The organism is Pseudomonas sp. NY8896, from assembly GCF_039634505.1.
On sequence record NZ_CP132350.1, the window covers coordinates 4,671,933 to 4,686,003 of the forward strand.

Genomic DNA, 14,071 nt, shown 5'->3' on the forward strand with positions numbered 1-14,071 from the left:
AGTTATCCCACAGGGCCGCTCGCTCAGCCCCAGCGCAGTACCACCACCAGCCACGCCAGCGACAGCAGCGAGGCCACCCACAATGGCCAGTCGCTGACGCCGACCACCAGCAGGTGCAGGTAGGCGCTGGCCAGCAGGCCGATGAACAAGCGGTCACCACGGCTGGTGACCAGCGGCAAGAAGCCCCGTCGCTCCACGCACGGGCGACGCAGTTCAAGCAGGGTCATGCTCAGCAGCAGCATGCCTATGGCGACGAAAAACAGCGCCGTCGGCAAGGTCCAGGCCATCCACTCCATGCGTCGCCCTCCTCACACCCGGCCCAGGGCAAAGCCCTTGGCCACATGGTTGCGCACGAACCAGATCACCAGCATGCCCGGCAAGATGGTCAGTACCCCCGCCGCCGCCAGCACGCCCCAATCGATACCTGATGCCGACACGGTGCGGGTCATCACTGCGGCAATCGGTTTGGCATTCACCGACGTCAGGGTGCGCGCCAACAGCAGTTCGACCCAGGAGAACATGAAGCAGAAAAACGCCGTGACGCCGATACCGGAGCCAATCAGCGGAATGAAAATCTTCACGAAAAAGCGCGCAAAGCTGTAGCCGTCGATGTAGGCCGTTTCGTCGATCTCCTTCGGCACCCCCGACATGAACCCCTCCAGAATCCACACCGCCAGCGGTACGTTGAACAGGCAATGGGCCAGGGCCACGGCGATATGGGTATCGAACAGGCCAATTGACGAGTACAGCTGGAAGAACGGCAGCAGGAACACCGCAGGTGGCGCCATTCGGTTGGTCAGCAGCCAGAAGAACAGGTGCCGGTCGCCAAGGAAGCGGTAGCGCGAGAAGGCATAGGCCGCCGGCAACGCCACCAGCAAGGAAATCAGCGTGTTCAGGCACACGTAGTACAGCGAGTTGATGTAGCCGCTGTACCAGCTGGCATCGGTGAAGATCACCCGGTAGTTGTCGAGGGTGAACGCCTGCGGCCACAGGGTCAGGCCACCCAGGATCTCGGTGTTGCTCTTGAACGACATGTTCAGCAGCCAGTAGATCGGCACCAGCAGAAAGAAGAAGTACAGCAGCAGGGCCAGCGATTTGCGCGTGCTCATGGCCTAGTCCTTGTCGGCATGGGTCATGGCTGTGTAGAACAGCCACGACACCAGCAGGATGATCAGGAAGTACACCAGCGAGAACGCCGCTGCCGGGCCCAGGTCGAACTGCCCCACGGCCATGCGTGTGAGGGTCTGGCTGAGGAACGTGGTCGCGTTGCCAGGCCCACCACCGGTCAGCACGAATGGCTCTGTGTAGATCATGAAGCTGTCCATGAAGCGCAGCATCACCGCGATCAGCAGCACGTTCTTCAGCTTGGGCAGTTGGATATGGCGGAACACGGCCCAGCCCGAGGCACGGTCGATGCGCGCGGCCTGGTAGTACACGTCGGGGATGGCACGCAGCCCCGAATAGCACAGCAACGCCACCAACGAGGTCCAGTGCCACACATCCATCACCAGCACGGTGAGCCAGGCGTCGAACGGGTCGCCGGCGTAGTTGTAGCTGACCCCAAGCTTGGCCAGGGTGGCGCCGAGCAGGCCGATGTCGGCACGGCCGAAAATCTGCCAGATAGTGCCAACCACGTTCCACGGAATCAGCAACGGAATAGCCATGATGATCAGGCACACCGAGGCCATACGGCCTTTGGTTGGCATGGTCAGGGCAATGCCGATACCCAGCGGGATCTCGATCAGCAGCACGCAGGCGGAGTAGATGAACTGGCGCAGCAACGCATCGTGCAGCGCCGGGTCGCGCAGCACCTGGCGGTACCAGTCGGCGCCGACGAAGTAGCGGTTGGACTGGTCGAAGATGTCCTGCACCGAATAGTTGACCACCGTCATCATCGGCACCACCGCACTGAATGCCACCAGCAGAAACACCGGCAGCACCAGCCACCACGCCTTGTTGTTCGGCACCTTGTTGATCATGGCCCGGCCTCCAGCAGCACATCGTCGACGTACAGCATCAGCCACTGCGCGGGCAGGCTGACCCAGGCCAGCTCCACGGGCAACGGGCGATCCTCGCTCAGCCGCGCCTTGAGCGCGACACCGCCCAGTTCGAGGGTGACGATGCGGTAGGTACCCAGGTCTTCGACATCCAGCACCCGCGCCGGGTGGGCATCATCGAACGGGCCGTCCCACAGCTGCACGAACTCCGGGCGAATACCCACTTGCAATCGCCCACCCGCCATCGCCGCCAGGCGCTCGCGCAGGCCATCGGGCAGCGCCAGGCGGACATCACCGAACACCACTGCATCTGTCTCGGCGCGCACGTCAATCAGGTTCATCCCGGGGCTGCCGATGAAGTAGCCGACAAACGTATGTCGCGGTCGCTCGAACAGCTCGCGCGGGGTGCCGAACTGGACGATGCGCCCACCGTGCATCACTGCGATCTTGTCGGCGAAGGTAGAGGCCTCCAGCTGGTCATGGGTGACGTAGATCATGGTGATGTTGAACTGCTCATGGATCTGCTTCAGCTTGCGCCGCAGCTTCCATTTCAGGTGCGGGTCGATCACCGTCAGCGGCTCGTCGAACAGGATTGCCGATACGTCATCGCGCACCAGGCCACGCCCCATCGAGACCTTTTGCTTTTCGTCGGCACTGAGGTTGCGTGCCTTCTTGCGCAGCACGCCAGCCAGGTCGAGCACCTCGGCAATTTCTTCCACCCGGGCACGCACACGCGCTTCGTCCAGCCCCTGGTTGCGCAGGGGAAAAGCCAGGTTGTCGAACACCGTCATGGTGTCGTACACCACCGGAAACTGGAACACCTGAGCGATGTTGCGCGCCTGCGGTGACAACTGGTTGACCGGTTTGCCGTCGAACAGCACCTCGCCATGGGACGGCGTCAGCAGCCCGGAAATGATATTGAGCAACGTCGACTTGCCGCAGCCCGATGGCCCGAGCAAGGCATAAGCACCGCCCTGCTCCCACACATGTTCCAGCGCGTGCAGGGCATAGTCTGCCTCGCTGGCGGGCTGGCGACTGTAACTGTGCGCCAGTTGGTGCAGGCGAATTTCGGCCATTACCCTCTCCTTGCCTGGCGCAGCCCCGGGGCCTGCACCAACACCCCGGCGCTGTCGAAGACGAACAGCTTGTGCATGGGGATGAACACACGGATCGGCGTATCCACCTGGTATTCGTGCACCCCAGGCAGGTGCAGGACCATGCGCCAGAATTCGTTGCGCACATGCAGAAAGGTTTCTGAACCACTGATCTCTGCCAGTTCCACCAGCACCGCCAATTCCAGGTCATCGTCATGGGCCGGCACCAGGGTGATATGGCTGGGGCGCACGCCAAAGCGGTAGTCGCCCTCGGCCAACGGCTGCAAATCGGCATTGCGGGCAAAGTGCACGGCCTGGGCCAGGCTCACCTCGTTGCCACTGATACGGCCGGGCACCAGGTTGATCGGCGGCTCGGAAAACAACTCGGCAGCCAGCACGCTGCACGGGCGCTGATACACCTCGGCGGTGGGCCCGCTTTGCACGATGCGGCCTTCGTGCACCAGGGTAGTGGTGCCGCCCAGCGCCAGCGCCTCGTTGGGCTCGGTGGTAGCGTACACAGCAATGCAATGGCGGGCCGCGAACAGCTCACGCAGCTCTTGGCGCAGGCCCTCGCGCAACTTGTAGTCGAGGTTGACCAATGGCTCGTCGAACAGGATCAACGAGGCGTCCTTGACCAACGCCCTGGCCATCGCCGTGCGCTGCTGCTGGCCACCGGAAAGCTCAAGCGGCAGGCGCTGCAGGTAGGTTTCGATGCGCAGCATCTCGGCGGTTTCCTGCACCCGGCGGCGGATCTGGTCCTCGGCCATGCGCGCCTGGCGCAGCGGCGAGGCGATGTTCTCGTACACGCTCAAGGTCGGGTAATTGATGAACTGCTGATACACCATCGACACATTGCGCTGGCGCACCGGCACGCCGGTGACGTCCTGGCCGTCCATCAGCACCCGCCCCCGGTCCGGGCGGTCGAGCCCGGCCATCAGGCGCATCAAGCTGGTCTTGCCCGCCAGGGTACGGCCCAACAGCACGTTGAACGAACCGGGCTCGAAACGCAGTGAGGCATCGACGACCCAGGGCTGGTTGTCGACACTGCGGCTGACCTGCTCCAGCACCAGGGACATGGCGTGGCCTTTTTGTGATGGTTGTCCGCCGAGCACAGCCAGTTTCGTGCCAGTCATTCCCCGGCGCTCTGGTCCGGGGCCTGGATGGCAGAACGGGCAAATCGCGGGTTCACAAGTGAACACAATCACTGAACAACTGAACACTTGCCGGTTTGACAATGAACAGCGGTGAACAACACTGAACAGCGGTCCGCCCATAACAACAACCACCCAGGACAGGCCCATGGCCGCATCCGCGTCGACCCACACCCAACTGATCCAGGCGTCCTGGGCCCGCTGCCGCGATCACGGCCTGCAACCACAGCACGCACCGGACTTCGACTGCCTGACCCGTACCGAGCTAAGCGCCCTGCTGGAGCGGCGCCAGGCGCTGCTACGCCTGACCCGCGAGGAAGTGCTGCCGCAATACGCGCACCTGCTGGGCAATGCCAGCTACCTGGTGATGCTGGCCGATGCCGGTGGCTGCCTGCTCGACAGCTGGGGCTCGCGACGCTTCATCGAACCGCACCAACAGCACGGCTTCAGCGCAGGCGCCCATTGGCACGAGCGTGGCGTGGGCACCAATGCCCTGGGCACCGCACTGATTTGCGCCGAGGCGATTCACGTCGGCCAGGACGAGCACTTCCTGCGGCAGAACCGCTACATGTCCAGCGCCGCCGCCCCCCTGTTCGACGCCGCACGACAACTGGTCGGGGTGCTCGACGTAGCGAGCGACGGCTACTTGCCGGCCAGCCAGACGCTTGGCTTGGTGCGCATGATGGGCCAAAGCCTGGAAAACCGCCTGATCCTCGCCGAACATGCCGACCAGCATGCACAGCTGATCTTCAACAGCGCCTCTGACAACCTCGACAGCCCCTGGGCCGGCCTGCTGGTATTCGATGAGCGCGGGCAGGTCATGGCTGCCAATCACCGGGCCGACAGCCTGCTCGGCGGCAACCCGCTGCAACAGAACATCGAGCAACTGTTCCAGTTGCCCCTGCAGCAGCTGCTCAGCCATCCCCAGCAACAGCCCTTCGCCCTGCAGGCCACGGGGCGCAACCGCTTCCATTGCCAGTGGCACCCTGCGCGCGAAGCCACACGCCGCCGCGAGGCTGGCAGTGGCGAGGCGCGCCTGGATAAAGCGTTGCAACAGGCCGGCCTGTTGCTGGAAAAGGACATCCCGGTGTTGGTGCAGGGTGAAACCGGCGTAGGCAAGGAAGTGTTCGTCGAAACCTTGCACCGGGCCAGCAGCCGCGCCAATCAGCCGCTGATTGCCGTCAACTGTGCGGCGATCCCAGCCGAACTGGTGGAGTCGGAACTGTTTGGCTACGACAAAGGCGCGTTCACCGGCGCCCACCACAAGGGCAACCTGGGGCTGATCCGCAAAGCCGACCACGGCATCCTGTTTCTCGACGAAATAGGCGACATGCCACTGCCCACTCAAGCCCGCCTGCTGCGTGTGCTGCAGTCACGCACTATCCAGCCACTGGGTAGCGGCGAGCCGGTAGCGGTAGATATCCGCGTGGTGTCGGCGAGCAACCGCGACCTGGCCGAAGAAGTGCGCGCCGGGCGCTTTCGCCAGGACCTGTACTACCGCATCGCCGGGCTGGCCGTGGTATTGCCTGCGCTGCGCGAGCGCAGTGACCGGCGTCAGTTGATTGAGCAGCTACATGCCCGCTACCGCGACCCCGGGCAACCTGCGCGGCTGCCCCCGGCCATTATCGACCTGCTCGATCGACACCCATGGCCAGGCAACCTGCGCGAGCTGGTGAGCGTGCTGCAGGTGGCACTGGCGCTGGCGGGCAACGGACCGGTCGGCATCGAGCACCTGCCTGCGGGCTTTCTGGCCGAGTCGCAGCTACCGGTACGGGTGACGACCGAAGAGACGGACCTGCAGACCCTGGTCGAGCAAGCCAATGGCAACCTGTCGGCGGTGGCGCGGGGGCTGGGTATCAGCCGCACTACGCTGTACAAGCGTTTGCGGGCGCACTGAATCCATTGGCAGGTTTAGGCTCCCCACAGCCGTTTCGGCTGTCAGTGTCTCCAAGTCAGCCGTAGCCGCTGCCGCCAGGGCCCATTACAGCCAGCTTTACCTCCCTGCCCACCGCACAATGAACCCAGTGCCCACTCTGGAAGCGTCGCCGCAGGGAGACCCCTCATGACCCGCTTTATCGATGTGCAAGACCTGGCCCGCCTGGTCAACCGCAAAGGCCTGCCTACCTGCCTGCTGGAAATGGCCGAATACATCCGCCAGGACTACCTGCGCTGGCCCGCCTTCGAGAAATGCGCCCGGGTTGCCAACCATTGCGCGGACGGGGTGATCGAGCTGATGCCGGTTGCCGATGCCAGTCGCTACGCCTTCAAGTACGTCAACGGCCACCCGAAGAACACCCGCCACGGCCTGCCCACGGTGATGGCCTTCGGCGCACTGGCCAGCATCGATACCGGCGCACCGTTGCTGCTCAGCGAGATGACCCTGACCACGGCCATTCGCACGGCGGCCACCTCGGCCCTGGCCGCCCGCTACCTGGCGCGAGAGGACAGCCGCAGCATGGCGCTGATCGGCAATGGCTCGCAAAGCGAGTTTCAGGCCATCGCCTTCAATACCCTGCTGGGCATTGACGAAATACGCCTGTTCGACATCGACCCCGCCGCCTCGGCCAAGCTGGTCGCCAACCTGGCCAACCGCCCCGGCCTCAAGCTGACCATCGCACGCTCCGTGGCCGATGCGGTGCGCGGTGCCGATATCGTCACCACGGTGACCGCCGACAAAGCCTACGCCACCATCCTCACCCCCGAGATGATCGAGCCGGGCATGCACCTGAACGCCGTGGGCGGTGACTGCCCAGGCAAGACCGAACTGCACCGGGCAATAGTCGAGCGGGCTCGGGTGATTGTCGAGTACGAGCCGCAAAGCCGGGTTGAAGGCGAGATTCAGCAGATGCCGGCGGATTCGCCGGTGACCGAGTTCTGGCGGGTGGTGGCGGGTGAGGCCAAGGGCCGCGAGCACGCCGAGCAGGTGACGCTGTTCGACTCGGTCGGGTTTGCCTTGGAGGACTTTTCGGCGCTGCGTTATGTGCTGGATACGGCGCAGGCGCTGGGTATCGGCAAGGACATCGGGCTGGTGCCGGTGCTGGAGGATCCGAAGGATCTGTATGCGCTTTTACAGCCGCGCAAGGTTGAGTTGCGAGCGGTGCCCAAGGCTGATTCCGTATGCGCCTGACAGACCTGGGGGCTGCTGTGCAGCAGCGCCCTTTACCGCCTAACCTGTCCATGCCCACTTCTGAAAGAAGCCCACGCGCATGGACACCAATGCCCACCCCTCGACCGCATCGACGAAGCGATCATCGACATCCTGCGCCACAACGGTCGTATCACGTTCGAAAAACTCTCCACCCTCGTCCACCTCACCCCGCGCCCCTGCCTGGAGCGCGTGCGCAAGCTGGAGCGACGTGGCGTGATTCGTGGCTATGGGGCAATCATCGACCAGCACAAAGTGGCGCCCGGGGTGTCACTGCTGGTGCTGGCGGCCCTGTCCAACCAAAGCGGGCGCGCGGCACAGAAGGCCTTCGAAGCCACCTTGCACAACTGCCCGGAGGTGCATGAATGCCAGCTGATCAGTGGCCACTTCGACTACAGCCTGCGCCTGCACTGCCGCGACATGGAACACTACCGACTGCTCAGCGAACGCTGGATGAACGACGACACCTTGCACATCGACAAGCTGGTGGCGCACCCCGTGCTGGCCGAGGTCAAGACCATGGCCCGCTAATGGGCGTTCACGTGGCCCGCCATTGCTCCGGCTGCCGGTAGGCCTGTGCCCAGGCTTGCACCTCACTGACCGGCATCGGCCGAGCAATGCAGTAACCCTGCGCCAGCTCACAGCCCAGGCCCATCAGCACCCGGCCGTGCTCGACACTCTCCAGCCCCTCGGCAATCACCTCGCGGCCAAACGCCCGGGCCAGGCCGATCACCGCCGCCGTCAGCGCCAGGTCATCCTGGTCGTGAAGGATGTCACGCACGAACGACTGGTCGATCTTGATCGTCTGGGTCGGCAAGCGTTTCAGGTAACTCAACGACGAATAACCGGTGCCGAAATCGTCCAGCGAGAAACGCACGCCCAGTGCACGGCAGGCGTCCAGGCAGCGGCTGACGTGCTGCAGGTTGTCGATGGCAACCGACTCGACGATTTCCAGGTCCAGCCGCGCCGGGTCCACCTCCGGGTACGCTGCCAGTAGCTGCTGCAGGCGCTCGGCGAAGTCATTGCGCTGCAAATGCCGTGCGGCGATATTCACACTCAACGACCAGGGCTGCCCTTGGCGCTGCCAGGCCTGCAGCTGGCTCAGCGCCTGGCCGACCACCCACTCGCCGATTTCGACGATCAGGTCGGTCTGCTCTACCCAAGGCAGGAAGTCGCCGGGCGGCACCACGCCACGGCCTGGCCGTTGCCAGCGCAACAACCCTTCGAAGCCCAGCACCTGGCCGCTGCGCAGGTTGACCTTGGGTTGGTAGTAAAGGCACAGCTCACTGTTGTGCAGTGCCCGGCGCACGCGCGCTACAGTCTGGTGAGTGGCCTTGAGCTCCTGCTCCTGCGACACGTCGAACAGGTGATAGCGGTTGCGCCCGCGCTGCTTGGCCACATACATGGCCTGGTCGGCGTGGCGCACCAAGGTGTCGGCATCTTCGTCATCCTGCGGGTACAGGGTCACGCCGATACTGGCGCTGAGCGAAAGCCTGTGTTCACGTACCACACAGGGCGCCGCCAATGCCCGCAACACCCGCCGCAGAGCTGCATGCAACTGCTGCTCATCATCGACATCGCGCAGGATCAGCACGAATTCGTCGCCCGAAAGCCGGGCCACGGCATCGCCACCACGCAGGATGCTCTTCAAGCGCTGCGCCACTTCCACCAGCAGCAAGTCGCCCACGGCATGCCCATAGCCGTCATTGACCGCCTTGAACCCATCCAGGTCGAGCATGCACACCGCCAGCGGAATGTCTTCGCGGCGCGAGTAGGCCAGGGCCTGATTCAGCAGGTCGGACAGGTAGGCGCGGTTGGGCAGGCCGGTGAGCACATCGTGGCCCACCCGCCACTGCAGGGTATGCAGCAGCTGGCGTTTCTCGGTGACGTCAAAGCGGATCGACACATACTTGCGCACCTGGCCGGTCAGCGGGTCGATCAATGGCACCATGGTGCTGTCGACCCAATACAGCGAACCGTCCTTGGCCCGGTTGCAGATCTCGCCCTTCCATACCCGCCCGGCAGCCAGGGCACGCCACATGCCAACGAAGAACGCCGGCTCGTGCAGGCCCGAGTTGAGGATGCGGTGGTTGGCGCCCAGCAGCTCCTCACGGCTGTAGCCCGAGATGCTGCAGAACTGCTGGTTGACGTAAGTGATGTTCCCACGCAGGTCGGTTTCGGAAAAGATCGCGGCCGCGTCCACGGCCGCGCGATAGTTGTCATCCATAAAGCATCCTGCCTTAGCGGTTGAAGCGCTCCACCAGGGCGCGCAATCCGGCGCACACCTGTTCCAGTTCGGCGCCGCGCGAGGCGGCGGCGTTGGCGCTGTGGGCGCTGTGCTGGGCAATACCGGCTACGCCGTTGATCTGCCGCGAAACGTCTTCGGCCACCGCCGACTGCTGCTGCGAGGCGGTGGCCATCTGTTGGCTCATGTCACTGATGCGCTGCACCGCGTCACGAATGCCGTGCAGCGCCTGCCGGGCTTCCTGTACCTGGGCAACGCCCTGCTCGGCGCCATCGATGCCTTGGCTGGCGATCGCCACGGCCTCCTCGGCGCCACTGCGCAGGGCATCGATGATCGCCTGAATGTGCAGGGTCGACTGGCGAGTCTTGTCGGCCAATGCCCGCACCTCATCGGCGACCACGGCAAAACCGCGGCCCTGCTCGCCTGCACGCGCCGCCTCGATGGCGGCGTTGAGGGCCAGCAGGTTGGTCTGCTCAGCAATGCCGCGAATCATCCCAGCAGCCTCGGCGATGGCACCGGTCTGACCAGCGAGGTGGCTGACCGCCTGGTTGATCTGCGTCACGGTGCTGGCCAGGGTCCGAATGGCCGCGCCGCTGGCATCGGCCACCTGGCTACCCTGCTCGGCCAGCAGGTGTGCGGTGTGTGCCTCGGCGGCGGTCAACTGGACGTGATTGGCCACTTCGCCGATAGAGGCGGCCATCTGATTCATTGCCGTGGCGCTCAGGTCAGTTTCGGCACGCTGCTTGAGCAAGGCCGCCTCGGTGCTGCGCGACAACTGCCCGGCATCGTGGGCGGCTACCGCCATTTGCCCGGCCAGGTCACTTAGCCGCGTCAATGCGGTTTTCAGGCGTGCCTCTTCGCTGATCAGCATCAGTTGCAACTGCCCGGCGGCACCCGGCAGGTCGCTGTAGGTCAAGGCGGCGACCGGGTCGGCAAACGTGCCTTGCGCGCCCTGCACAACCTGCTGAAGCTGTCGCCCAAGGGCGTTGCGCACCCACAAGCCATAGGCCACGAACAGCCCCACCGTCAGCCCCTGCCCCACCAGGCCAGGCCACAGCTGATGGGCGCCAACTGCCAGCACTCCCCCGGCCAGTGGCAAGGCCAGGGCCTGCGCCAGCAAGCTCAACCGGCGCGGCGCCGACAATGCCGCTTGACCGTTACGCAGCCGCGCATACAAAGCCTCGGCACGGGCCACCTGCTCGCGGGTGGGGCACACCCGCACCGACTCGTAGCCCACTACCCGCCCGCCTTCGAGGATGGGCGTGACGTAGGCGTTGACCCAGTAGTAGTCGCCGTTACGGCAGCGGTTCTTGACGATACCCATCCAGCTCTTGCCGGCTTTCAGGTAGCGCCACATCAGCTCGTACACCGCCGGCGGCATGTCCGGGTGGCGCACCAGGTTGTGCGGGCTGCCGATCAGTTCGGCCTCGCTATAGCCGCTGATGGCAGCGAATTCAGGGTTGCAGTAGGTGATCAGGCTGGCGGTATCGGTAGCAGAAATCAGCCGCTGATCTGAGGGGAAACGTTGCTCGACCGGGGTTACCGGCAAGTTGAGGCGCACGATGAGACTCCATTCACTGACGAACCGGTACCCAGCTCATCGACAGCCGCCGGAACCGATCCATGGCGATCCGCTCCAATTGGCAAATGCGCTTCCCGCCGTTGGGGCACGAGGCCGACCGAAGCAAGGAAGTTGACGATGACTGGCCAGTCAAGCCGTGAATTCTACGAAATTCATCACATAAATAAAACAAAGGTGATCAATCATGGCGTTGCGCCATGCCGATAGATATCGTTAAGTTCTTGATTCTAAATGGGAATTAAGTGATGACGAGATCAGCTTTGGGTTTCGCCCTGCGCCGCTACCGCAAGCTGGCGGGCCTGACCCAGGCACAACTGGCCGAACGGACCGGCTTCGACCCCAAGACCATCAGCCGCTTCGAAACCAGCACCTATACCCCCAGCATTGATGCACTGATGGAGTTCGCTCAGGTGCTGGGTGTAAAACCCAAGGACTTCTTCGCCGAACCGGACGACGAAGAGGAGCAGCGCGCCTACCTGTTCGGTGTCATTCACAACGCCCCGCCCAAGGATCTTGGCAAGCTGATTGCAGCAGTGGAGCAGGCACTGGCCAAGCCCTGACCTGTTCACGCGCCCCCCCTCTACGGTACGCACCGAACTAGAGCCTGGCAGGCCGGATTGCCCCATAACTGGTCAGACCGGTAAGGCCAAAAAACCTTGCACTCAGGGTTTTTTCGCGCTTTTATGGCTTCGCGCTGAACAAACCGGTAAGACCACAATAATTAAGTCCTGCGCTCTTTCGCCCCGTGCGGCTACCGAAGCAAGGACACCGATCAGAGACTCCTCCCATGCTCAAATGGTGCTCGCGTTCGATTTTCCTGCAAGTCGTACTCGGCCTTGCCCTCGGCATCGCCTGCGGTCTGAGCTTCCCCGACCTCTCCCTGCAACTCAAACCTCTTGGCGACGGCTTCATCAAGCTGATCAAGATGCTCATCGGCCTGATCGTGTTCTGCGTGGTGGTCAGCGGCATCTCAGGAGCGGGCGACCTGAAAAAGGTCGGGCGCATCGGCCTGAAATCGGTGATCTACTTCGAAGTGCTGACCACCCTGGCGCTGGTGATCGGCCTGGTGTTCGCCTTCAGCAGTGGCATTGGTAGCGGTGCCAACATTCACCTGGACCAGCTGTCCACCGCTGATGCCAACGGCTTGGCCGAGCGCGGCCAGCACATTCACGGCGCCACGGCGTTCTTCATGGACCTGATCCCCACTTCGGTGATCGGCGCCTTCGCCGACAACAACATTCTCCAGGTGCTGTTGTTCTCGGTACTGTTCGGCAGCGCGCTGAACCTGGTGGGTGACTCGGCCGCCGGCATTTCGCGGCTGATCAACGAACTGAGCCATGTAATCTTCCGCATCATGGGCATGATCGTGCGCCTGGCGCCGATCGGCGTGTTCGGCGCCATTGCCTTCACCACCAGCAAATACGGCCTGGAATCGCTGCAGCACCTGGGCGGCCTGGTCGCGCTGTTCTACCTGACCTGCGCCGGCTTCGTACTGATCGTGCTGGGCACCGTCATGCGCCTGTCGGGCCTCAAACTGCTGCCGTTGATCAAGTACCTGCGTGAGGAGCTGACCATCGTTCTCGGCACCGCTTCTTCCGACGCCGTACTGCCACAAATCATGCGCAAGCTGGAGCACCTAGGCATTGGCAGTTCCACGGTCGGCCTGGTGATTCCGACCGGCTACTCGTTCAACCTCGATGGTTTCTCCATCTACCTGACCCTGGCCATCGTGTTCATCGCCAACGCCACCGGCACACCGCTGGAAATGACCGACCTGCTGACCATCCTGCTGGTGTCGCTGGTGACTTCCAAAGGCGCTCACGGCATCCCAGGCTCGGCGCTGGTGATTCTCGCTGCCACCCTGACCGCCGTACCGGCCATTCCGGTGGTCGGGCTGGTATTGGTACTGGCGGTGGACTGGTTCATGGGTATTGGCCGGGCGCTGACCAACCTGATCGGCAACTGCGTGGCTACCGTGGCCATCGCCCGCTGGGAAAAAGACATTGACCTGGAACGCGCGCAGAACGTGCTCGATGGCAAACTTGGTTTTAACCCCACGCAGCGCAAACAGCCCAACACACACCATCAACAGGAATTTTGACCGAAAGTGGCCGGCGAAGACGCCGGCCCTAGCAGGAGCGAACCGTGATCAGCTCATCGACCGTCGTCAACTCAGTGGTGGAAAAACTGCGCCAGGCCCTGGCCCGCGGCCAATGGCGCACCGGCGACATGCTGCCAGGCCAGCGCGAGCTGGCCGAACAACTGGGTATCAGCCGCCCGAGCCTGCGCGAAGCGGTGACCGTGCTGGAAACCCTGGGCCTTGTGCGCTCAATGCCGGGCAAAGGCGTGCTGGTGCTGGATGCCGATGCCATTAGCCATGAAGCAGGCGTGGACACCAGCGCCGCGGCCAGCCTGGCCGACGTGCTGGAACTGCGCTACACCCTCGAACCCTTCATCGTCGGCCTGGTGGCGCAATCGGCCAACAGCCAGGACATTGGCCAACTGCGGCTGACCCTGATGGACATGCGTGAAGCGCTGGAGGCCGATGACAGCGAAGCCGGGGTCAAGGCCTACATCGCCTTCCATGAGGCGCTGTTCGCCCTGACCACCAACCCGATCTTCCAGAGTGTGGTGCAGCAAACCGGCAATGCCCTGAAGCAGAGCGCCGACATGCTGCGCAACTCGCCAGAGCACCTGGCCGCGCGGCTGAAGGAGAACGAAGCGGTGGTACGCGCCATTCGCGAGCGCAGCAGCGCAAAGGCCAGTGCCCAGATGCGTCAGCATATCGTGGCCGAAGGGCTGCGCATGGGTATTGCGCTGAATATCCCGGACGAACATCCGCATCCATGACTTCAGG

At 63.6% G+C, this 14,071-nt stretch carries 13 protein-coding genes; 6 read left to right on the plus strand and 7 right to left on the minus strand.

Features of this window, described 5'->3' with window-relative positions:
* Nucleotides 1-23: 23 nt before the first annotated feature.
* The 5 genes from Q9451_RS20980 to Q9451_RS21000 are packed head-to-tail and all read right to left on the minus strand — an operon-like array spanning nt 24 to nt 4,167.
* Entirely contained in the window at nt 24-296 is a 273-nt protein-coding gene (locus tag Q9451_RS20980; RefSeq protein WP_012271557.1) for a DUF2160 domain-containing protein, read from the minus strand.
* Between the two features lie 12 nt (nt 297-308).
* The gene (locus Q9451_RS20985) at nt 309-1,109 is read right to left on the minus strand and encodes a carbohydrate ABC transporter permease (RefSeq protein ID WP_012271556.1); all 801 of its coding nucleotides are present in this window, start codon (nt 1,107-1,109) and stop codon (nt 309-311) included.
* A gap of 3 nt (nt 1,110-1,112) precedes the next feature.
* Nucleotides 1,113-1,976: a sugar ABC transporter permease gene (locus tag Q9451_RS20990; protein WP_041166682.1), complete on the minus strand. Its 864-nt coding sequence runs from the start codon at nt 1,974-1,976 to the stop codon at nt 1,113-1,115.
* On the minus strand, nt 1,976-3,073 hold the full coding sequence (locus tag Q9451_RS20995) for an ABC transporter ATP-binding protein (protein WP_012271554.1): 1,098 nt from the start codon (nt 3,071-3,073) through the stop codon (nt 1,976-1,978). Before Q9451_RS20995 ends, Q9451_RS20990 begins: the two co-directional genes overlap by 1 nt.
* Nucleotides 3,073-4,167 carry an ABC transporter ATP-binding protein gene (locus tag Q9451_RS21000; protein ID WP_012271553.1) on the minus strand — a complete coding sequence of 365 codons (1,095 nt, stop codon included), beginning with the start codon at nt 4,165-4,167 and terminating at the stop codon, nt 3,073-3,075. Before Q9451_RS21000 ends, Q9451_RS20995 begins: the two co-directional genes overlap by 1 nt.
* A 223-nt stretch (nt 4,168-4,390) precedes the next feature.
* Here Q9451_RS21000 and Q9451_RS21005 point away from each other — a divergent pair, with 223 nt between their 5' ends.
* From Q9451_RS21005 to Q9451_RS21015, 3 genes are all read left to right on the plus strand, one after another.
* A complete protein-coding gene (locus tag Q9451_RS21005) occupies nt 4,391-6,139 on the plus strand; it encodes a sigma-54-dependent Fis family transcriptional regulator (protein WP_012271552.1) in 1,749 nt (582 codons plus the stop codon).
* Between the two features lie 165 nt (nt 6,140-6,304).
* Complete coding sequence (locus Q9451_RS21010) at nt 6,305-7,369, plus strand: ornithine cyclodeaminase (RefSeq protein WP_012271551.1); 1,065 nt, start codon at nt 6,305-6,307, stop codon at nt 7,367-7,369.
* 60 nt (nt 7,370-7,429) lie between these two features.
* Nucleotides 7,430-7,918: an Lrp/AsnC family transcriptional regulator gene (locus tag Q9451_RS21015; protein WP_041166451.1), complete on the plus strand. Its 489-nt coding sequence runs from the start codon at nt 7,430-7,432 to the stop codon at nt 7,916-7,918.
* 7 nt (nt 7,919-7,925) lie between these two features.
* On the opposite strand, the gene Q9451_RS21020 is transcribed toward Q9451_RS21015, so the two are convergent.
* Together Q9451_RS21020 and Q9451_RS21025 are read right to left on the minus strand one after the other, a co-directional pair.
* Nucleotides 7,926-9,614 carry an EAL domain-containing protein gene (locus Q9451_RS21020; RefSeq protein ID WP_012271549.1) on the minus strand — a complete coding sequence of 563 codons (1,689 nt, stop codon included), beginning with the start codon at nt 9,612-9,614 and terminating at the stop codon, nt 7,926-7,928.
* Between the two features lie 13 nt (nt 9,615-9,627).
* Nucleotides 9,628-11,193 (minus strand): PAS domain-containing methyl-accepting chemotaxis protein, encoded by a 1,566-nt coding sequence (locus Q9451_RS21025; protein WP_012271548.1) that lies wholly within the window; start codon nt 11,191-11,193, stop codon nt 9,628-9,630.
* Between the two features lie 266 nt (nt 11,194-11,459).
* On the opposite strand from Q9451_RS21025, the gene Q9451_RS21030 reads away from it, so the two are divergent.
* The 3 genes from Q9451_RS21030 (at nt 11,460) to Q9451_RS21040 (ending at nt 14,064) form a co-directional block, all read left to right on the plus strand.
* Entirely contained in the window at nt 11,460-11,774 is a 315-nt protein-coding gene (locus Q9451_RS21030; protein WP_012271547.1) for a helix-turn-helix domain-containing protein, read from the plus strand.
* Nucleotides 11,775-12,001: 227 nt separating this feature from the next.
* A complete protein-coding gene (locus tag Q9451_RS21035; protein WP_012271546.1) occupies nt 12,002-13,315 on the plus strand; it encodes a C4-dicarboxylate transporter DctA in 1,314 nt (437 codons plus the stop codon).
* A 44-nt stretch (nt 13,316-13,359) separates the two neighbouring features.
* Entirely contained in the window at nt 13,360-14,064 is a 705-nt protein-coding gene (locus Q9451_RS21040; RefSeq protein WP_012271545.1) for an FCD domain-containing protein, read from the plus strand.
* Nucleotides 14,065-14,071 lie beyond the last annotated feature (7 nt).

Bases quoted from the DNA above. Each gene is read 5' to 3' on its own strand.
- Q9451_RS21005 (WP_012271552.1), top strand. From the start codon at position 4,391: ATGGCCGCATCCGCGTCGACCCACACCCAACTGATCCAGGCGTCCTGG.
- Q9451_RS21000 (WP_012271553.1), bottom strand. From the start codon at position 4,167: ATGTCCCTGGTGCTGGAGCAGGTCAGCCGCAGTGTCGACAACCAGCCC.
- Q9451_RS21030 (WP_012271547.1), top strand. From the start codon at position 11,460: ATGACGAGATCAGCTTTGGGTTTCGCCCTGCGCCGCTACCGCAAGCTG.
- Q9451_RS20980 (WP_012271557.1), bottom strand. From the start codon at position 296: ATGGAGTGGATGGCCTGGACCTTGCCGACGGCGCTGTTTTTCGTCGCC.
- Q9451_RS21020 (WP_012271549.1), bottom strand. From the start codon at position 9,614: ATGGATGACAACTATCGCGCGGCCGTGGACGCGGCCGCGATCTTTTCC.
- Q9451_RS20985 (WP_012271556.1), bottom strand. From the start codon at position 1,109: ATGAGCACGCGCAAATCGCTGGCCCTGCTGCTGTACTTCTTCTTTCTG.
- Q9451_RS21010 (WP_012271551.1), top strand. From the start codon at position 6,305: ATGACCCGCTTTATCGATGTGCAAGACCTGGCCCGCCTGGTCAACCGC.
- Q9451_RS21035 (WP_012271546.1), top strand. From the start codon at position 12,002: ATGCTCAAATGGTGCTCGCGTTCGATTTTCCTGCAAGTCGTACTCGGC.
- Q9451_RS20995 (WP_012271554.1), bottom strand. From the start codon at position 3,073: ATGGCCGAAATTCGCCTGCACCAACTGGCGCACAGTTACAGTCGCCAG.